17 protein-coding genes are annotated in these 18,941 nt (G+C 46.4%); 9 read left to right on the top strand and 8 right to left on the bottom strand.

Going from position 1 to position 18,941, the window contains the following annotated elements; translation table 11 throughout:
* Positions 1-10: 10 nt before the first annotated feature.
* From tnpB to EOJ37_RS05435, 7 genes are all read right to left on the bottom strand, one after another.
* On the bottom strand, positions 11-346 hold the full coding sequence (gene tnpB / locus EOJ37_RS05405) for an IS66 family insertion sequence element accessory protein TnpB (RefSeq protein ID WP_127958631.1): 336 nt from the start codon (positions 344-346) through the stop codon (positions 11-13).
* The gene (gene tnpA, locus EOJ37_RS05410; protein WP_127958633.1) at positions 340-621 is read right to left on the bottom strand and encodes an IS66 family insertion sequence element accessory protein TnpA; all 282 of its coding nucleotides are present in this window, start codon (positions 619-621) and stop codon (positions 340-342) included. Before tnpA ends, tnpB begins: the two co-directional genes overlap by 7 nt.
* A gap of 397 nt (positions 622-1,018) precedes the next feature.
* The gene (locus tag EOJ37_RS05415) at positions 1,019-1,852 is read right to left on the bottom strand and encodes an ABC transporter ATP-binding protein (protein ID WP_127958636.1); all 834 of its coding nucleotides are present in this window, start codon (positions 1,850-1,852) and stop codon (positions 1,019-1,021) included.
* A gap of 7 nt (positions 1,853-1,859) precedes the next feature.
* A complete protein-coding gene (locus EOJ37_RS05420; protein ID WP_155522482.1) occupies positions 1,860-2,633 on the bottom strand; it encodes an ABC transporter permease in 774 nt (257 codons plus the stop codon).
* Between the two features lie 112 nt (positions 2,634-2,745).
* Positions 2,746-4,578: an OmpA family protein gene (locus EOJ37_RS14955; protein WP_127958640.1), complete on the bottom strand. Its 1,833-nt coding sequence runs from the start codon at positions 4,576-4,578 to the stop codon at positions 2,746-2,748.
* Positions 4,579-4,614: 36 nt separating this feature from the next.
* On the bottom strand, positions 4,615-5,655 hold the full coding sequence (locus EOJ37_RS05430) for a hypothetical protein (protein ID WP_127958642.1): 1,041 nt from the start codon (positions 5,653-5,655) through the stop codon (positions 4,615-4,617).
* A 40-nt stretch (positions 5,656-5,695) separates the two neighbouring features.
* Positions 5,696-6,391, bottom strand: a complete 696-nt coding sequence (locus EOJ37_RS05435) for a hypothetical protein (RefSeq protein WP_127958644.1) — start codon at positions 6,389-6,391, stop codon at positions 5,696-5,698.
* Between the two features lie 775 nt (positions 6,392-7,166).
* Between EOJ37_RS05435 and EOJ37_RS05440 the strand changes: the two genes are divergently transcribed.
* The 7 genes from EOJ37_RS05440 to ubiA all read left to right on the top strand — a co-directional run bounded on the left by EOJ37_RS05440 (position 7,167) and on the right by ubiA (position 14,869).
* Complete coding sequence (locus EOJ37_RS05440) at positions 7,167-7,721, top strand: YbhB/YbcL family Raf kinase inhibitor-like protein (protein WP_127958805.1); 555 nt, start codon at positions 7,167-7,169, stop codon at positions 7,719-7,721.
* Between the two features lie 113 nt (positions 7,722-7,834).
* On the top strand, positions 7,835-8,650 hold the full coding sequence (locus tag EOJ37_RS05445) for a helix-turn-helix transcriptional regulator (RefSeq protein ID WP_127958646.1): 816 nt from the start codon (positions 7,835-7,837) through the stop codon (positions 8,648-8,650).
* A 486-nt stretch (positions 8,651-9,136) separates the two neighbouring features.
* Positions 9,137-9,427, top strand: coding sequence for a pyrimidine/purine nucleoside phosphorylase (ppnP, locus tag EOJ37_RS05450; protein WP_127958648.1), 291 nt, complete (start codon positions 9,137-9,139; stop codon positions 9,425-9,427).
* 487 nt (positions 9,428-9,914) lie between these two features.
* Positions 9,915-10,340: a nitric oxide-sensing transcriptional repressor NsrR gene (gene nsrR, locus EOJ37_RS05455; protein WP_127958650.1), complete on the top strand. Its 426-nt coding sequence runs from the start codon at positions 9,915-9,917 to the stop codon at positions 10,338-10,340.
* 269 nt (positions 10,341-10,609) lie between these two features.
* A complete protein-coding gene (gene rnr, locus EOJ37_RS05460) occupies positions 10,610-13,057 on the top strand; it encodes a ribonuclease R (RefSeq protein ID WP_127958652.1) in 2,448 nt (815 codons plus the stop codon).
* 89 nt (positions 13,058-13,146) lie between these two features.
* Positions 13,147-13,878: a 23S rRNA (guanosine(2251)-2'-O)-methyltransferase RlmB gene (gene rlmB / locus EOJ37_RS05465; protein WP_127958654.1), complete on the top strand. Its 732-nt coding sequence runs from the start codon at positions 13,147-13,149 to the stop codon at positions 13,876-13,878.
* Positions 13,879-13,981: 103 nt separating this feature from the next.
* The gene (ubiA, locus tag EOJ37_RS05470; protein WP_420820620.1) at positions 13,982-14,869 is read left to right on the top strand and encodes a 4-hydroxybenzoate octaprenyltransferase; all 888 of its coding nucleotides are present in this window, start codon (positions 13,982-13,984) and stop codon (positions 14,867-14,869) included.
* Positions 14,870-15,011: 142 nt separating this feature from the next.
* Here ubiA and plsB read toward each other — a convergent pair whose 3' ends face one another.
* A complete protein-coding gene (gene plsB, locus EOJ37_RS05475; RefSeq protein ID WP_127958656.1) occupies positions 15,012-17,477 on the bottom strand; it encodes a glycerol-3-phosphate 1-O-acyltransferase PlsB in 2,466 nt (821 codons plus the stop codon).
* Between the two features lie 241 nt (positions 17,478-17,718).
* Between plsB and EOJ37_RS05480 the strand changes: the two genes are divergently transcribed.
* Positions 17,719-18,087 carry a diacylglycerol kinase gene (locus EOJ37_RS05480; protein WP_127958658.1) on the top strand — a complete coding sequence of 123 codons (369 nt, stop codon included), beginning with the start codon at positions 17,719-17,721 and terminating at the stop codon, positions 18,085-18,087.
* Positions 18,088-18,211: 124 nt separating this feature from the next.
* Complete coding sequence (gene lexA, locus EOJ37_RS05485; protein WP_127958660.1) at positions 18,212-18,820, top strand: transcriptional repressor LexA; 609 nt, start codon at positions 18,212-18,214, stop codon at positions 18,818-18,820.
* The last annotated feature ends 121 nt before the right edge of the window (positions 18,821-18,941 follow it).

The following is an 18,941-nucleotide window of genomic DNA, read 5'->3' on the forward strand; positions in this document are numbered from 1 at the left end:
TATTCTATTTTTATCGCCATTTTGTCAGTGTTTGCCCCTCGACCTGCTGCCAGTCAATGCCTTTTATCAGCCAGGAAAATTGCTCCGTGGTGAGAGTCCAAGTGGTATCGCCTTGTCGCGGCCAGACAAAATGCCCACGGTGCAATCGACGTACCGCCAACCAGACACCGTGCTTATCCCAGCGTAATAGTTTGAGGCGATTTCGTGCTTTATTGCAGAAGATAAACGCGGCTTCTCCCTGCCAGGCCTGACCGAGATGTTCGGTGACAGAGTGGGTTAATTTATCCACGCCACAACGCATGTCGATGGGGTGGCGAGCCATCCAAATCTGTTCTGGGTTCAACATGCTTGAAGCGCCTGGAGTACGTGGGGTAACTGGTGCAGTTGACAGGCAACCGATAGCCCGGCAGGCGTATTGACGGTAACCATGCCGGATGGCGCTTTAACCGTTGTGGGAATAAACGGTGTCACGGTACTTTTCTCCGATTTATCCGCCTGAATTTTCCAGTAATGGAAGGTGGCTAACTTCAGATTATTTTCGCGACAGTAAGCGGATTGGGAGAGTCCGCTGTTTTGCCAGTTATCAAGATGCTGCTGTTTTTGCTGTTTGGTATATGGCATGGTTTATTCTCAAGCAGAGGATGTGATGGCGAGAATAATGATCGTGGTCAACGAGGCTAACAAGGTGAGATGGCCGGATGTTTACTTAATACGCGTATTTTGTATTAACGCGCTGCGGTTTGGGGGATGTCTACTCAGCGATGAGCACGGATACCGTGAGTGGATCAGGAAGATAACCAACTGCAATACCTTCAGCTAAGCCGCCTCTCATGTTGATGTATTGGTCTTAACATTCAAGCTGAGGTCGTTGGAGGTTTACCTTTCCACACCGAAAATCTTACAAATAAAAATTGCTAACCAATTTATTTGTGATGTTTTTAGTCAACAGTCAGGTAGGAAGCGTTCGTGATGTTATGCTGTTCACCTTACTGAATTAACGTGAGTAAGGTGAACTTGGTTATAACAACGTCTTGAAACGTTCTAGTATTGTTTCTCTCAGTTGGGTAAATTGCGGCAATTTCTGTTTTTCTGGACGCCATGCAAGTTCTAATTCAATTAAGTCATACTGCTCAACAATGGTTGCACCGGGAATATTTTGGCCTTGTTCATTCTTTTCGTAACCCAATACCCAGATGGTATCCGAGATATAAATGGCGGCATCAATATCATGTGAGATGATGACTGAAGAGTTCCACGCATGTGTTTGCGATACGGATAGGATGGTATCGCATACGGTTTGTTTGGTCAGAGAGTCAAGCCCTGAGAATGGTTCGTCCATGACCAGAAAATGAGAACGATTGAGCAATTGTTGTACAATGGCCACGCGTTGCCTTTGCCCACCTGATAGTTGCATTGGGTATTTATGGGCATGGTCAGCGAGATTAAAATCCTGTAAATAGTCATCAATGAGACTGAGATCTCTTTTTGCACGTTTAGCGGCAATTAATAGGTTGTTATAAACCGTACGGTGATTGAATAAATCATAACTTTGATTAACCATACCTACGTCACCTGGTGCAACGGGTTTATTTTCACCATTATTTATCGTAACAGAGCCTACAGTGGGAATTTGTAATCCTGCAATGCAACGTAATAACTGGGTTTTACCGATCCCTGATGGTCCTAGAATCGAGACCACTTGTCCTTGCTCTATATTTGGTCGCTTAATGTCACGGATAGTCAGATTAATATCGCGTAAAATCGGGCGATCGTAACTGACACCCAAGTTTTTAATCAACATTAAATCATCAGCACAGGTAAAACTGTAGTTTGTATTTGTTCCGGTAGACATAATAAGTTCACTTTTTGTTATTGGTCAGATAAGGGCAAACGGTATAGCGTAACCATCCCAAAAACCAATCCTGAATGAGCCCATATAGCAGGATAGTAATCTGTATTGCAAATACACCAGCCAAATTGAAGTAACGATTTTGATTGAGCAACATCACGCCAATTCCACCAGAGGAACGAACTAATCCTTCTACCATCGTCAGCAAAGTCCAACCAACAGCTGCATTTTGCCGCAGAAGATCAAGAATTACATCTAGCTTGCCGCGCAGCAGTAATTCATAAGAAATGCGCCAGCCCTGCATATCAATGGTACGGCAATGATCGATGCTAGATTGTCGGATCGACTTCACCTCTGCCAATAGATTGGTTGTCATGAAAACAGTCATACCAAATGTTAATAGACCAATTTTTAGATCATCACCATTATTGGTAAGTAGAGTAAAAATGTAGGTTAGTCCGGCAAAGCCGAGAAAACGCATTGCCGACATGAATTTCGCGAACGGCCAGAATAACGGCGCTGTGGATAAAAAAACCAGTAGTGTGGAAAAACCGGCAGCTAAGACAAGCGAAATTAAGCTAGTGCGAACACTTTCGATCAGGTTAGGGATCAATCCTTGGTTTTGCACTAGTTTTTGCCATTCCTGAGCAATAGCGAGTGGCGTCGGCAACCATTTGGCATCCAATGAGATCCAACAGACCATGGCAATCACAATCTGAATTGCAACCAAAATAACAAAATTACGTCGACTAAAGTAGGTATAAGGTGTCCAAATATTTCGCATCATCTCTCCCTAAAAAGCGGGCACGAATGCACCCGCTTTACATATAGCCCTGTTCATTTTATTTTCGTTTATTTACTACTTGAATGAACTAGGGAAACCATTTATTTAACTACTAGTTAGCTGTTTGTACCATGCTCACTGTAACTCGGCGATTTTTTGCTCTTCCTTCCGCAGTGGCGTTATCCGCGATTGGCTGACTATCTCCATAGGCACGTACACGTACCCGACCTTCAGGGAAACTGCTCGGCGCATTTACTTGTAACCAAGATCTCACCGCTTCAGCACGTTTACGAGATAACAATAGATTGGCTTCACTATTACCAACACTGTCGGTATGGCCCTCAATAATGATGGATAAGCCAGAGACCGCAATCTGATTGAGTAGCTCTTCCATAACAGGAATGGATTGTGAGCGGAATGTCGCTTTACCAGTGTCGAATTCCAACGACCATGACTTTTTCGTCACAACATACTGTACAGGAGCTTCAGCACGGAACGACGGGGTTTCTGCAACACTTGTTGCTCTAGCACTATCTGCAACTGACTGTAAGTAAGTGGTATTGACTACCTGACTGTAAGGCACCAAGTCAGGCATGATGTCAGGATACAGTTGTTTGCTGATACCACCGAAAACTTCGTATACACGCTTATAAAGCATGTCATTACCATTCATACCGAACAGAAACTGGTTGTCGGACAGATTGTTGGTGGTCGAACCACCGAGTTCAACTTGTAATCCTTGTTTATCCTTTTCAGTGACACCTTTGAAATATTTCGCCCACCATTCGGCAGTCTGTTCGTTATGTACCTTGGCCAATACTGCAGAGGCTTTCAACAGTTCAGAATCATCACCGCGATGAAGTGCTGTTTTGATGCGATCGGAAGCTTCAAATGATGCAGCAAGAATATTACTCACAATAGTCGGATTTTTTTCTGCCCACTGTTTGTTAACAATCAGAGTCGACGGCATTTGCCACATATACTCTTTGGTTGAAGCGACGGAAACCAATCCACCACGGTGCATGGCTACTTTAACATCGCCAGGCGTCCAGGTAGCGGTACCATTTTGACAGACACGCTGCTTTTCACCAGTACGTTTGCCATTTTTAACGACAGACCGCTCTTCACAGTAACCGGAAATATATTTTTCATCAGCTTCGGTAAAACTGGTAGTAGAAACGAAGTTCATAGCGTCAGGATCAAATGTTTGTTCATTTGGGTTAATCGGCACATCGTTATCGCCAGCCCATTTGACACAAATATTCCAATCGCCATCACGTAGCACAGCACCAATTAATGATCCTCGTGCTTTTTGTGGGTTATCACGCATTTCTGGTGGCAGCATACATTTATCTTCACCACGGGAATACCCAAGAGCACCGACCACTTCTGCTGATTGTCCAAATTTACTTAACACTGCGTTAGTACTAGAGATAAATGCAGGCACACCATCGCCCATAATGATGACCATGGCCGCACCTGAGGCAGGATTAGCGTTACCTGCTGCGAACTCTTTGGCAAAACTGCCCATTTCCTCAGTCATTCGCTGATAATCATCTTGGCGTTCAATTTTCAACTGCACACCTCGGCGGCCTAGTAGACTGTCTGGTGTTGTCAATTGATCACCATTGGCATACATCAATGCTGAAGTGGCATTCCATGGGATGGTAAACAGACGTACTGGCTGTGATATATTGGCTGATGGCAGATATAAGCTATTCGTCGTTTGTTGATTGCTGGTTCCTCTGGCGCTGGTTAAACTGGTAGATTCTGGCGAATTAGCAATATTTGCGTTTGCGGTAGGCACATTTGCTTTCAGCGTAACACTTGCACTCTTCTGCTCTCCGCCTAACAATCCTTTTTGGTTGGCAATGGTTATGCCATATCCCAACCCTGCAACGATGCTGGCAATTAAAATAAATTTTGGTAATGGTTTCAATTTCATAAAATAAGTTATCCGTACAATTAATTAAAAATCAGCTTAACGATCATTCCGTTTTATGGATGGTGTATCAAAAAAAGAGGTAACTTGCGTTGAAGTAGCAGAAGGCGTTTTATCCAAACTGTCAGTTAGGATCGTGCGGTTCGTTTGATCCAGCAACAGATTATTCAGCAGTAGATTATCGCTGTTTTGTTCCCATTCTTCTAAGCGTTTCATCGCGTCTGCCTCAAATACGCCATTTTCTAAGTCCATACCGGCGACAAAAGACTCGGAAACACGAACAAAGTCCTCAATTTGACCAATTTTTATAGCATAATCTTTGGTCAGATATTCCATTGAGGCATTGTACATATCTCGCCCTGCATCTTGCCCTTTGAGAATACGCATTGCTGCCGTCATTGCGCCGTGAGCTGAACGAGTCATTTCTCGACGCTCGGTTTCTACGCGCACTTCTTCTTCCATGTCAATAATCATGGTGTCAGCATGTTCTTGGTAACGCGTTAGTACATTGTAAAGGAATTGTGATTTTCTCAATAAATCACCATAGGTGGTATTGGCATTTTCCAGACGTCCGTGTTGCCTAGATTGCAAAACCAGTTGTTTATTATTACCGGTTTTTTGTGCTTGCCGAGCGATTTTGAGTGCCTGCTGTGCTTCTCGTTCATTTTTGCTAATGATGTTCTTCAGTCGATTCATTACACCATTCAGATCACTAATACGTGAATCCATCACTGATTGGCTTTTGCGTAAATCAGAAATATAGTTCTTCAATATGCCAATTGGGTCAATCTCGATAAACAATCCCGTTAACCACCGCATGGTGCTCTGATACATATAAGCAATTAATTTGCGGAAGCGTGAGTCAAACAGAATATGGAGAATGGCTGCCAGTGCTGAGCAGGTAACAACGAGATAAAGTGTATTGCTGGCGATCGACACTAGGAACGGCAAAATTTTGTAGAGAACAGCAAGACCACCAACACCAAGTAATGCTGCAACGACCATTCCTAGCGTCCCTTCAGGACGTTCCCAAAAACTTTTAGGCTTGAAGTTTTTGGGTACGAGGTTTCCGTTATCCATTTTTTTCTCACTAATATCAACGACACTATGTACACTACAACTATTGGGCGCTCAAGATATCAAGGTTTAGCTTTTGCCGCAATAGCCACTCTCTCTCATGGTTGCACGCTGCACTGAATAATTCAGTTGTACGATCAAGTTCGGCGGTTTGATTTTTAATTTCTTGCGAGAGCTCGGCCAATTTAGCTTGTTCTGTCAAAATCAATTGTTGTTGGCGCTCTATTTCAGCCTGTGCTGTTTCAACAATCGCCTGTTTTTCTGCCATGATTTTTTGAGGTTCATCTACGCGTTGTTTACGTTCGCTAGCCGCTTCTTCACGAAAGCGTAACTCCTGAGTTTCAAGATCGCGCATATGCAGCTCAATATCTTGCTGTAAATTCGCAACGGATGCGCCACTTTGCTTCAATACGGCAAAGGCTGCCTGTAAGCGCGCGGTTTCATCAGGAAGAACTTTTTCTAACGCGGTCATGTTGCTAATAAGTTGGCGAAATACGGTTGCACGTGCGAGTACGGTTTGGTGCAATCGTTCTGTCATCCGGTTATCAGCAATATTAGTGATCGTATTGCCTTCCGTTTCACTAATTGAAAGAAGAGGTTCTGGTTTTTCTGGAGTACCTTCACTCACTGTTGTTGACTTAGGATCAGCTTCAAAAATGGCTTCACGCAAACTGTCAGCAAAACGACCAAAGATAGAGTTGGGTTTGCCTTCAGGGTTATTATTTTTCACTTTGGACATGAATGTCATTCCTTTCTATATGCCGTTAATGAAAACGACACGACTCACTAGTGATAACAGGGTGCGCATTTTATCATTGCTCATCTACAAATTAAAGGATGATGAGTTTGGTTGATTGAATGTCGTGTAGGACTACAGGATATCGCCGGTACACTGAAAGTTGGTATTAACATCATCTCTGGGTTTTAAAAAATTGTGCCACTACGAATAGGGCAGGAGTGTGAGGTGCAACAGCAAGTGATGGGGTGTTCATTGCTAAGGTGACTTGGGTATTTTATCTGTTGTGCGAATAAAGTGTTTGGTAATTCAGGTTGGCGGCTTTATCCACCTGCATTTTGTATGAGTGGACAGTGGCGAGATTCACGTTATTTGGGCACTCATAGGCGGATTGGCAGAAGCCCTGAAGGCTAACGCGTGATTGTGGTATTGCTCATCAATAAATCAAGAGAAGTTCACTGTGCTAACAAATAAAAGTGAACAACATCTTTTAGCAGTAGAAATAAGTGATGTTGATTAAATAACGTACTTTTATGGCATTAGCCTTGGTGAAGCATAACTTCCGCCCTACATCGACCGATAAGATCATAAGCACGCCGAGAGATAACACATTATGTTTATGCTCAAAAAATGCTCGCAATCTTGCCCTGATAGACGTTGGTAGCATTTAAGTTTGAATGAAAAAAGCGAAAAATTGACAGTTTTTAGAGTAAAGCAACAATCTCCAACACTATATGATGGTGTAGTTTACTTTTACACGACTGATTCGGAGAGTCTAATGCAACCTTTAACTAAATTGGTTTTACCTGTTATTCTACTGATGAGCTTATCAGGCTCGGCTGCGGCACTAACGCTTTCAAGTAGCGATATTAGCCATAATAAGATGATGGACAACTCGAAAGAGTTTATCGGTTTTGGTTGCAATGGTGGTAATATTTCACCGCAGCTATCTTGGTCCGGAGTACCGAAAGGAACCGAGTATTTTGCTATTTTCGCTTATGATCCTGATGCACCAACAGGTAGTGGCTGGTGGCATTGGCAGGTTATTAATATTCCTAAAAATGTCAATTCAGTGGTTGCTGGGGCGGGAGATCCGAAAAAGAACAACTTCCCTGCAGGAAGTTTACAGTTGAAGAATGATTTTGGCCAGCAAGGGTTTGGTGGCGTCTGTCCTCCGATAGGGCATGGCATGCATCGTTATCAGTTTACGGTCTATGCACTTTCTCAACAAATTGAATTACCTGAGAATTATTCAAGTGCGCTCGTGGGTTATATGGTCAATGCCTACTCATTGGGCTCTGCCACTCTAGAAGCGCTATATAAGCGCGATTGAAGTTTGGTAATAGGGCGTGATGACCTTGGAGTGTATTTTATTTTAATCATTGGTGAGTTTTTTATCAGGTTAAGTTGATTAAATTTAACCTGTCTTTCTAAAGGTTAAGGTGCATGATGGATAACATGCTGAGTCTTATTCGAGAGTTGCAGTTTTCTGATCTAAAGTTGCCATTCTCGATTTATCAATCGCAGTGTGAACAAAAAATTTTAGACATTCCAATAGCTAAGCCAATGTGTATTTTTGTGGTTGCGGGGGAGAAACAGTTTGGTGAAGGATTTAAGTTGAGTTGCCGGAAAAATCAATTTATATTTTTTTCTGAGCACAGTTCAGTTCATATAAGAAATATACCTAATGAAGGAGAGTATGTTGCGATATTAATTGAGTTTGATTATCTGGATTTTGATATGTTACCAAGAGAAAATTCAATAAATAAAACTGATTATTTTATCGGTGATGTAGATGGTGAAATAGCCATGTGCTTAAAACAGTTCTTTGAAATAGCAACATGCTCGCTTGCTGATGTGTGTTCTTTAAGACGAAAAGAGTTACTGCTGTTTCTTTATCACTCCGGCTACAGGCAGGTTGCTTCTCTTATAGGGCGGCCAACAATTAAACGTAAAGTACACGACATGCTAATTTCAAATAAATTTCGTGAGATAAGTATGGAGAAAATATGCGCTGAGCTTGCAATGAGTGAATCAACATTGCGCCGCAAACTTCAACTAGAAAATACCACTATGAAACAGATAAAAAACAGTGCTAGGTTGGGGTTTGGATTACATCTGCTACAAACAACAGCAAAACCAATTGGTTTGGTTTCTGAGGAGTGTGGTTATCAGTCTCAGTCTCGTTTTACAGTTGGCTTCAAAAATCGTTTTGGGTTAACCCCTTCAGAACTTAGAAAAACCAAGCAGTTATCCCAGTAGATGTCGTCAATTTGCACAGTGAGAGTACACCGACACTACGTGTAATACACCCGAACGTGTAATACACCCGATGACGGTTTCGTGCATCGCCAGAACTGAGCGCACTCTGATGGTATCGGTTCTTAAGCCGATCCAATAAGTCTTAATCTTAACACGATAGTATAGTTGCAGTTGCCTGATGGCTAAGATCCAGCGTGAGGTGAGCAGGATAAAGCGATAGCGGTTGTTTAATCATTATCAGGGGCAGGAAGCGGATGATGGATCCGATTTTTTTGGTAAGTAATTAATGCATTGTTTTATTGGGGTAATTTTTTCTGTGCTACACATTTTACAAGCAAAACAGCCTGATGCTGTACAGGGGTGACGGGATTTGTCGCTGATTGAATGCTATCAGTGAAAGTTAAAAAACCGCTTAAAAAAAGTGACAGTTGCGTTTTCATCCGCCAATATGCTCATTCATCAAATATGATTACATGAGGCCATGCCATGCTGAAAGTGAGCGAATATTTTGCCGGAAAAGTGAAGTCGATTGGGTTTGACAGCAGCAGTATCGGGCTTGCCAGCGTGGGGGTGATGGAAGAAGGGGAGTATACCTTCACTACCGCCCAGCCGGAGGAGATGACCGTGGTCACTGGCGCGTTAAAAGTGCTGCTGCCGGGCGCGCCAGATTGGCAGGTGTTCACGCCAGGAGAGAAATTTTTTGTACCTGGCCACAGCGAGTTTAATGTACAGGTTGCTGATGCCACCGCTTATCTGTGCCGCTATCTGAGCAAATAACCATTCAGGCGATCAACACTATTTTACTGTGGTTGTTTTGTATCGATAGCTACCCGGATTGTGGTCGGGGTTGTTGTGATCGTTAGGTCATATTTTGTATGGTTGTCTGGCAATATTTAACCAGCCCTCCTTGGTGAAAGGGGGGCGATGTGTTCTGTTCAGTTAGCCAGTGATACCGTTGGGCTGAAGTTGAAGAGCGGTATGCGTGGCTGTCGATGCTCCCTTCTTGGCTGTTTACGACAGTTTGTTCGATTTTATGACTGTCATTGATCTCTTCGTAATGTAAAAATTCTTATTTAATGCTGTTTTGCATCAAAAAATTCCACTATTTCGTTAGCAGCTATCTAGGTGCTGGTTTATTATTCAAATTGTTATCAGAATAGCGGGATCGGATTGTGCAGGGTGAAACCTGTTAACTAGCATCTATGCATCACAGTCGCTTCCTGTCGTGACAGGTGGCACCGATAAATTGAGCTCAGAGGTACCTGTGCAGCTAACAAGTTTTACTGATTATGGATTGCGTGCATTGATCTATATGGCATTGTTGCCGGAAGAACAGATGACTAGCATTTCGGTGGTGACTGAAGTGTATGGCGTTTCGCGCAATCATATGGTGAAAATTATCAATCAGCTAAGTCGCGCAGGTTTTATCATCACAGTGCGTGGCAAAAAGGGCGGAATACGTTTGGCCAAACCAGCAACGGAAATTGCGATAGGTGATGTGGTTCGCGCACTGGAACCGTTGGCGCTGGTGAATTGCAGTGGTGAATTTTGTCATATCACCTCAGCCTGCCAGTTAAAACGAGTCCTTGCACAGGCGGTGCAAAAATTTCTTGATGAATTAGATAACTATACTTTGGCCGATATGGTTGAAACCAAAGCACCACTACAACAACTGTTGTCGATACAGTAATCACTGTGGCAGTGAGCAGATAAGCCGACCTGCCATAATCAATAACAAGTCTTAGCGCTTATCCCAGTAGGTATCATCAGTGCTGCCAATTTGGTGATGGAGAGTGCGCGCAAACTGTAGCGTACAGGTAGTATCTGTGGATCGGCGCACCAATGACAAAATCGCCACTAAAATAGCCATAATGGGATAGGCTTTTATACTTGTCCAATCATGGGTTATTGATAACAAGCACTCAGTTACCCACCGCTGATGACAACGGAGGAATCTCAATGTCACAAGATCCATTCCTGCAACGCGAAGCAGAAAAATATGAATTTCCTATTCCCAGTCGCGAATTTCTTTTAGCACATTTGGCAAAACGACAGACGCCAGCCAGCCGAGAGGAGTTGGCTAACGAGCTTAATTTATCTACAGAAGAACAGATTGAAGCACTACGCCGCCGTTTACGTGCAATGGAGCGCGATGGTCAGTTAGTGTTTACCCGCCGTCAGTGTTACGCATTGCCGGAACGGCTGGATCTGCTGCGTGGTACCGTGATTGGACATCGTGATGGTTATGGTTTTTTGCGTGTCGAGGGACGTAAAGACGATCTCTATCTCTCCGCTGAGCAGATGAAAATGGCGATCCACGGCGATGTCGTGTTGGCACAGCCGTTAGGAGAAGATCGCAAAGGTCGGCGCGAAGCACGGATTGTGCGTGTGCTGGTAGAGAAGAAGAGCCAGATTGTTGGACGCTACTTTACTGATGCCGGTGCGGGTTTTGTGGTACCGGATGATAGCCGCTTAAGTTTTGACATTTTGATCCCGGCAGATGCGATCAGTGGTGCACGTATGGGCTACATGGTGGTGGTCGAGTTGATGCAGCGGCCAACACGTCGCAGTAAAGCGGTGGGTAAGATTGTTGAAGTGCTGGGCGATAAAATGGGTACCAGTATGGCGGTGGAGATCGCGCTGCGCACCCATGAAATTCCCTATGCTTGGCCTGCTGACGTTGAGCAGCAGATTGCACAATTGAGCGAACAGGTGCCAGAGGCAGCAAAAGCTGGGCGTGTTGATCTGCGGCAGTTGCCTCTGGTGACCATTGATGGTGAGGATGCACGTGATTTTGACGATGCAGTCTACTGCGAGAAAAAACGCACCGGTGGTTGGCGTTTGTGGGTAGCGATTGCCGATGTCAGCTACTATGTGCGGCCCAATACTGCGCTTGATGATGAAGCGCGCAACCGTGGCACCTCGGTCTACTTCCCTTCGCAGGTGGTGCCGATGCTGCCCGAAGTGCTCTCTAACGGTTTATGTTCGCTTAATCCGCAGGTTGACCGTTTATGTATGGTATGTGAGATGACTATCTCGGCCTTGGGCAAGTTATCCTCATATAAGTTCTATGAAGCAGTGATGAGCTCACATGCGCGCTTAACCTACACCAAAGTGTGGCACATCCTAGAAGGCGATGAGGAGTTACGCCAGCACTATCAGCCGCTAGTGAAGCCGTTGCAAGAGTTACATGCACTGTATCGGGTTCTTGATCAGGCGCGTGCGCAACGTGGCGGTATTGCCTTTGAAACCGAAGAAGCAAAATTTATTTTCAATGCAGAGCGCCGCATTGAACGGGTTGAACCGACAGTACGTAATGATGCACATAAGCTAATCGAAGAGTGCATGATCATGGCTAACGTCGCTGCGGCACGTTTCGTGGAAAAAAACAGTGAGCCAGCGCTATTCCGGGTTCATGACCGCCCGAGCGATGATCACGTTGCGGCATTGCGTACTGTGTTGAATGAATTAGGTTTAACCTTGGGTGGTGGTGTCAAGCCACAACCACAGGATTATGCGGTGTTGATGGATGAAGTGTCTGAACGCCCGGATCATGAGATGTTGCAGACAATGTTGCTGCGCTCAATGAAACAGGCGATTTATGATCCACAAAATCGCGGTCACTTTGGTCTGGCATTGGCCTCTTATGCCCACTTCACTTCCCCTATTCGCCGTTATCCTGATTTGTCGCTGCACCGTGCAATCAAGTATTTGTTGGCGCGAGAGCAGGGTGAAGTCAACGGCAATGCAACCCCGACTGGTGGCTGGCATTGTGACTTTGCTGAGATGCTCCAGTTGGGGGCACACTGCTCAATGGCTGAACGGCGTGCTGATGAAGCAACGCGCGATGTGGCTGATTGGCTGAAATGCGATTTTATGCAAGATCACGTTGGTGAGCTGTTTAGCGGAATTATTACCAGCGTGACCGGTTTTGGCTTCTTTGTGCGCTTGAATGATCTGTTTATTGATGGACTGGTCCACGTTTCCAGTCTTGATAATGATTATTACCGTCACGATAATGTCGGCCAGCGTCTGATCGGCGAATCTTCCGGGATGGTTTATCGTCTGGGGGATACCGTCGAGATCCGTGTTGAAGCGGTACACATGGATGAGCGAAAAATTGACTTTGCCTTGATCTCCAGTCGTCGCCAGCCGCGTGGGCAGGGTAAAACTGAACGGCGACGTGCCCAAAAGGGGAGCAAAGGTAAAGCAACAGCAGGCAAGCAGAGCGCAAATTTTGAACCCGACAGTGTTTTTCGACCGAAGGCGAGTAATAAACAGGCGGCTGGCACCGTGAAGCAAGAGAAAAAAGCCAAGAACAAAAAGGTATCAGAGAAAACCCGGAAGATTGCGGCGGCAACCAAGGCCAAACGCGCCAGCAAGAAAACCCGTACCGAGTCATCTTGAGTTGCGGCTGCCATTGGCGGCCAGTGAACAGGTGATAGATCATCCATCATTGGCAGGGCGATGCTCTGCCACACGATTTAAAGAGCATCATGAGTGAGATTATTTACGGCATTCATGCCGTCACAGCGCTGTTACAGCGTGAGCCGCAGCGTTTGCTGGAAGTATTTATTCTTAAGGGACGCGAAGATCGTCGTCTACAGCCGTTACTGGCTGAACTGGACGCAGCAGGTGTGGTGATCCAACTGGCGAACCGCCAATGGCTGGATGACAAGGCTGAGGGAGGGGTTCACCAGGGCATCATTGCCCGCGTGCGTGAAGGCCATAAACTGCAAGAGAGTGATCTGCCCGATCTGTTGGCGGCGTTGCCGATGCCATTTTTGCTGGTGCTAGATGGCGTGACAGATCCCCACAACCTCGGTGCCTGTCTGCGTAGTGCTGATGCCGCAGGAGTCAATGCAGTGATTGTACCACGCGATCGTGCTGCGCAACTGAATGCAACTGCGAAGAAGGTCGCGTGTGGTGCGGCGGAAAATATACCGCTGATCAGCGTGACCAACCTGGCGCGCACATTGCGTCTGTTGAAGCAGATGAATATTTGGGTGGTGGGGGCTGCCGGTGAGGCAGAACACACCCTGTATCAAAGCAACATGAATCAGCCACTGGCACTGGTGATGGGGGCGGAAGGCGAAGGTATGCGCCGCCTGACGCGTGAACACTGTGATGAGTTGATTAGCATCCCAATGGCGGGTTCTGTCTCTTCCCTTAACGTTTCAGTCGCAACCGGCGTCTGTCTGTTTGAAGCAGTGCGCCAGCGCCGTTAGTGGCGCTGTTGTGGCACCAACGATATCTGGTAACAGACCTGGTGTTGCGATCTGGATTACAATAGCAGTGTATTGATGTGCCAAACATCGCGTGCTGTGGTGATTGATTAAGGGAGAAACTACTCTGCAATTCTCTATTTTTTATCAAAAATGGCAAGCGTATTGCCATTTGATGCGCTTGGATCGACCGATTGGTAGTTTGCTACTGCTTTGGCCGACACTTTGGGCGTTATGGTTAGCAGCTCAAGGTATACCGCCACTGTCGGTATTGTTCACTTTTGTTGTGGGTGTTTTCTTGATGCGCGCTGCCGGTTGTGTGGTAAATGACTATGCCGATCGCCGCTTTGATGGTCATGTCAAGCGTACTGCCAATCGTCCATTGCCCAGTGGCCGCATCAGTGAGAACGAGGCCAAACTGCTATTTATTCTGTTGCTGTTAGTGGCGTTTTTACTGGTGCTAACGCTGAACAGGATGGCGATTGCGCTGTCAGTGATCGGTGTTGCATTAGCTTGGATCTACCCGTTTATGAAGCGGTTGACTCACGCACCCCAACTGATCCTCGGTATGGCATTTGGTTGGGCGATCCCAATGGCCTATGCAGCGGTGTCTGAGTCACTGCCATTCAGTTGTTGGCTGCTGTTTTTGGCCAATCTTTGTTGGACTGTGGCTTACGATACCCTGTACGCGATGGTAGATCGTGATGATGACGTGAAAATCGGTGTTAAATCGACGGCACTGCTGTTTGGGCGTTATGACCGGTTGATCATTGCACTGCTGCAACTGGCTACCTTTTTGTTAATGCTGTGGGTGGGCTACTTGATGGCATTAACTGTCTGGTTTTACTGTTGCTTGATGTTGGTTGGCTTACTGTTTGTCTATCAGCAGCAGCAGATCGTGCATCGTGAGCGAATGGCCTGTTTTAACGCATTTATGAACAACAATTACGTTGGTCTGCTGCTGTTTATCGGCATTGCATTAAGCTATCTGTGACACCACACAGTGATTCGCCCCAGCTCCGTTGCATGAGAAGTGGGGCGAGATTAATCAACAGCTCAGTCAGTTTATCGTTGTGTTAACTCGCCAAGCCAAGTAAGCAAGTTAATTGGTTGAGTCATCAATAGCGGTTAACACATCAATCATCCTGTTCCTCTTCTTGCTGTTCTGCTGGCTCAGCAGTGTGAGTCTGCACAATGCTGGCACTCTCAATGGTTAGCCGCACCTCGGGGGTGATAAGACTGCTCAGGATGGTGTAAACCGCCATGGTATTCTGGCGGATAGCATCACCACTGGCATTGATATAGTTCTCAGCACGCAATGTGGCGACTAGGGTAGAGAATACCGCTTTATCGAAAAATTCCGGTGCATTGATACCGTGCAACACTGACAGCCGTTGCGCCATAATGCGCGACTCTTTCTCTAAACTGCCACGGCTGATGCTCGGATTGGCACTGAGCAGTGACATGGTAATTGCGTAACGTTGTAGGGTTTCGCGCACACCTGCTGCCAGCAACTGTAATGGGCGGATACGCGTACCATTGATCATCAAAAGATCTTGCTGTTGATCAATCAGTTGTTGGCGCACCAGTTCATCGATCAATGGCGGCAGGATTTCCGGCAGTTGCTCCTTAGCGTAATGCAGGAAAAGCTCTGCCTGTAGCATTGGATAAATCAGGTTCACCTGACGCAGTAACTCCGTGTAGCAGACCTGACGGTGGTGCATCACAATACTGGCAATCAACGAAGGCAGTACCAACAGGTGGTGAATGTTATTGCGATAGTAAGTCATCAGCACCGCCTGCTCGCGCGGCAGCACGATGATATCGCCAATGCTGTCTTTTTCGACTGAGAACTTGTTCATGTTCAGCGCATGTTCCAACAACTGCTCAGGCGTTTGCGTCGGTACAGTGACATCGGCAGTGTAGGGAGTATTACGTAACAGTTGCAGGTAACACTCTAACTGTTCAAGCAACTGCTTGCGTGTTAGCGCACGCTGACGGGATGCCAGCAGCGCGGTACAGCAGAGATTCATCGCATTGGCCGCTGCGGCATTGTTAATACGCGTCATGATTTTACCAGCAAGATCATTGACGGCTGGGGTTAACCAACTCGGGCGCTGTGCTTCGATCGGATCAATCGCTTCACGCCACTGTGGGATCTGTTGGTTAAAGTAGCTGGTTAATGACAGTGGCTCGCCAAAGTTTACATAACCCTGGCCAAGATTGCGCAGTTTACGCAGCCCGCGCAACATCTGTAACAGGCTCTCTTTCTCTTTGGTCGCACCACGTAACTCTTTGGCATACGTAGCGACTTCCATCACATGTTCATAACCGATATAGACCGGCACCAGGGTAATGGGGCGTGAGCCACCACGCAACATCGCCTGGATAGTCATAGTCAAGGTACCGGTCTTGGGTTCTAGCAGTCGCCCAGTGCGTGAACGCCCCCCCTCAACAAAGTATTCAACCGAATAACCGCGTGTAAACAGCTCACCGAGATACTCACGGAACACTGTCGAGTAGAGTTTGTTGCCCTTGAAGGTTCGGCGGATAAAGAACGCACCGAGGCGACGGAAAATCGGCCCGGCGGGCCAGAAATTGAGATTGATGCCAGCAGCGATATGTGGCGGCACCAACCCTTGGTGGTAAAGCACATACGACAGCAGCAGATAGTCCATATGGCTACGATGCGAAGGCACATAAACGATCTCATGGCCATCTTGCGCTAACTGACGCACCCGTTCTGCGTTGGTGACATTGATACCCTGATAAAGACGGTTCCAAGTCCAACTCAATACCCGATCGGAGAGACGCAACATGCCATAAGAGAAGTCAGCGGCGATCTCCTCCATCAGCGCGACGGCATTCTGTTGTGCTTTCTCACGTGAGATTTTCTTGCTGCGAGCTTCATCGTCAACCGCCTTTTCTATTGCCGGTGAAGCCAGCAGTTTGCTAAACAGCTCCTGACGTACCGGCAGGCTGGGGCCGACCGCAGCTAACCGCTGACGCGAAAAATGCATACGTGCAACGCGCGCCAGCTTGTGCGCAATGCTTTTATCGGTACCGTGCTCTTGTGCCATATAGCGCAGCGACACAATATTGGAGAAACGGACAAAGCTGTCGCGCCCTAGCCAAAGCACAGCAAAAAACTTTTGCACTCCGTTAAGTAGCCGCAAATGCGGCGTGTTCTGACCTTTACGCCCCGGAGAACGGCCAAACATCACAGATACCGGTAACATCTGAATATCTAAATCCGGATTATTGCGATGTAGATCGAGATAATCATGGAACAGTTTTACCGATTCCTCTTTCGGAACGTAGTAGCGGAACAGCCGTGGGCCGTGATGAATAAAGACGTAACTTGGCAGTAACTGACCATCAATTTCCTGTGCTTCCAGTGGATCGGGCAGATCGAGTGCCAAGCACTGGTTACGTAGTGTCAGTAAGTCTGTTTTGGAGTTATAGGGTAATACATACAAAATGGGTCGAGAGGGATCTAACCCCAGTTCAGCAATGGGATCAGAAGGAATTTTTTTGCTCTTTACTAAAATTTTTAGTGGTAAATTCAGTAATTTATAATAAAATTTACGCCAACCTGACATAACAACCTGAAGCCTCTTGTGAGCAATCTGCTTTCAAGCATACCAGAAACTGGGCTGCTGATCCTTGTTGTTGAGGCAGTGTCATCATCCTCACAACCGCACCAAATTACTGCAAGAGAGGTTGTTGTGGCAATATCGAACCAAGGTGTGAATGTTTTTTAATCATGCAGTTGATTAATGATTGTGTTGGTTACACAGGCAAATCAGCATGTCACAAACAACACGATTGAGGGAGTTTGGCGTGGTAAATAAAACCAAAGGCTTGATGCGCATTGTCAAAGCGAGCGGCTACTCATATCAAGGGTTGCTTGCGGCTTGGCGCTACGAGGCAGCATTTCGTCAGGAATTGCTGATGGCAGTACTGGCGGTACTACTGGCATTCTGGCTGGATGTTGACAGTGTTACACGTATCTTACTGATCGGTTCAGTGTGGCTGGTGGTCGTGGTGGAAATGATTAACTGCGCGATTGAAGCAGTAGTGGATCGTATCGGTACAGAGCAGCATGAGCTGTCTGGGCGCGCGAAGGACATGGGATCGGCGGCAGTGTTACTGACCATCGTTTTGGCATTGGTCGTCTGGGTGATACTGCTATGGCAACATTGGCGCTAGCAAAAGGACTTGGCGTAATGCGAGCGGCTTCACGTCCTGCTGATTTTTATTCTCTGCTTGGTTCCCAAGGCTCACTTACCTGTATATACTCACAGCATGACTGTATAAACAAACAGGGGGTAGGATGAAGGCATTAACAGCTCGGCAGCAGGAAGTGTATGATCTGATCCGTGAACACATCAATCAGACCGGGATGCCACCAACACGGGCTGAGATCGCCATCCGGCTCGGTTTTCGCTCACCTAATGCAGCAGAAGAGCACCTAAAAGCGTTGGCACGCAAAGGGGTGATCGAGATGGTGTCTGGCGCTTCACGCGGTATTCGTCTGCTACTGGAGGACGAAGCTGGGCTGCCGCTGGTAGGTCGCGTTGCTGCCGGTGAACCGCTGTTGGCGCAGCAACATATTGAAGGTTATTACAAAGTTGATCCCAGTCTGTTCAAACCGAGCGCCGATTTTCTGTTGCGCGTCAGTGGAATGTCGATGCGTGACATTGGTATTCTCGATGGTGACTTGCTGGCAGTACACAAAACAGCGGATGTACGCAATGGGCAGGTTGTGGTCGCGCGCATTGATGATGAGGTTACTGTTAAGCGATTGAAAAAACATGGAAATACTGTTGAATTGCTACCAGAAAACAGCGAATTTCGACCAATTATAGTTAATCTACAGCGCCAGGCATTTGCTATTGAAGGGCTGGCAGTCGGCGTGATCCGCAACGGTGCCTGGATCTGACGGCGGTACCTTGGTTGCCGTGTGGTCACTGCCTTGCCGTGTTGGCATGGCAGTGCAGCAGAGGTCCATGCAGCAGGAGTTGAGGCAATACACTTACCAACCGATTGCCGCCAGCGTAAAC

The organism is Serratia microhaemolytica (assembly GCF_004011885.1).
Taxonomy (GTDB): domain Bacteria; phylum Pseudomonadota; class Gammaproteobacteria; order Enterobacterales; family Enterobacteriaceae; genus Serratia_G; species Serratia_G microhaemolytica.

Excerpts from the sequence above, each read along its gene's own strand:
- EOJ37_RS05420 (WP_155522482.1), bottom strand. The coding sequence starts at position 2,633 with ATGCGAAATATTTGGACACCTTATACCTACTTTAGTCGACGTAATTTT.
- EOJ37_RS05435 (WP_127958644.1), bottom strand. The coding sequence starts at position 6,391 with ATGTCCAAAGTGAAAAATAATAACCCTGAAGGCAAACCCAACTCTATC.
- rnr (WP_127958652.1), top strand. The coding sequence starts at position 10,610 with ATGTCACAAGATCCATTCCTGCAACGCGAAGCAGAAAAATATGAATTT.
- EOJ37_RS05415 (WP_127958636.1), bottom strand. The coding sequence starts at position 1,852 with ATGTCTACCGGAACAAATACAAACTACAGTTTTACCTGTGCTGATGAT.
- plsB (WP_127958656.1), bottom strand. The coding sequence starts at position 17,477 with ATGTCAGGTTGGCGTAAATTTTATTATAAATTACTGAATTTACCACTA.
- lexA (WP_127958660.1), top strand. The coding sequence starts at position 18,212 with ATGAAGGCATTAACAGCTCGGCAGCAGGAAGTGTATGATCTGATCCGT.
- EOJ37_RS05440 (WP_127958805.1), top strand. The coding sequence starts at position 7,167 with ATGCAACCTTTAACTAAATTGGTTTTACCTGTTATTCTACTGATGAGC.
- rlmB (WP_127958654.1), top strand. The coding sequence starts at position 13,147 with ATGAGTGAGATTATTTACGGCATTCATGCCGTCACAGCGCTGTTACAG.
- EOJ37_RS14955 (WP_127958640.1), bottom strand. The coding sequence starts at position 4,578 with ATGAAATTGAAACCATTACCAAAATTTATTTTAATTGCCAGCATCGTT.
- tnpB (WP_127958631.1), bottom strand. The coding sequence starts at position 346 with ATGTTGAACCCAGAACAGATTTGGATGGCTCGCCACCCCATCGACATG.
- ppnP (WP_127958648.1), top strand. The coding sequence starts at position 9,137 with ATGCTGAAAGTGAGCGAATATTTTGCCGGAAAAGTGAAGTCGATTGGG.
- EOJ37_RS05430 (WP_127958642.1), bottom strand. The coding sequence starts at position 5,655 with ATGGATAACGGAAACCTCGTACCCAAAAACTTCAAGCCTAAAAGTTTT.
- tnpA (WP_127958633.1), bottom strand. The coding sequence starts at position 621 with ATGCCATATACCAAACAGCAAAAACAGCAGCATCTTGATAACTGGCAA.
- EOJ37_RS05445 (WP_127958646.1), top strand. The coding sequence starts at position 7,835 with ATGATGGATAACATGCTGAGTCTTATTCGAGAGTTGCAGTTTTCTGAT.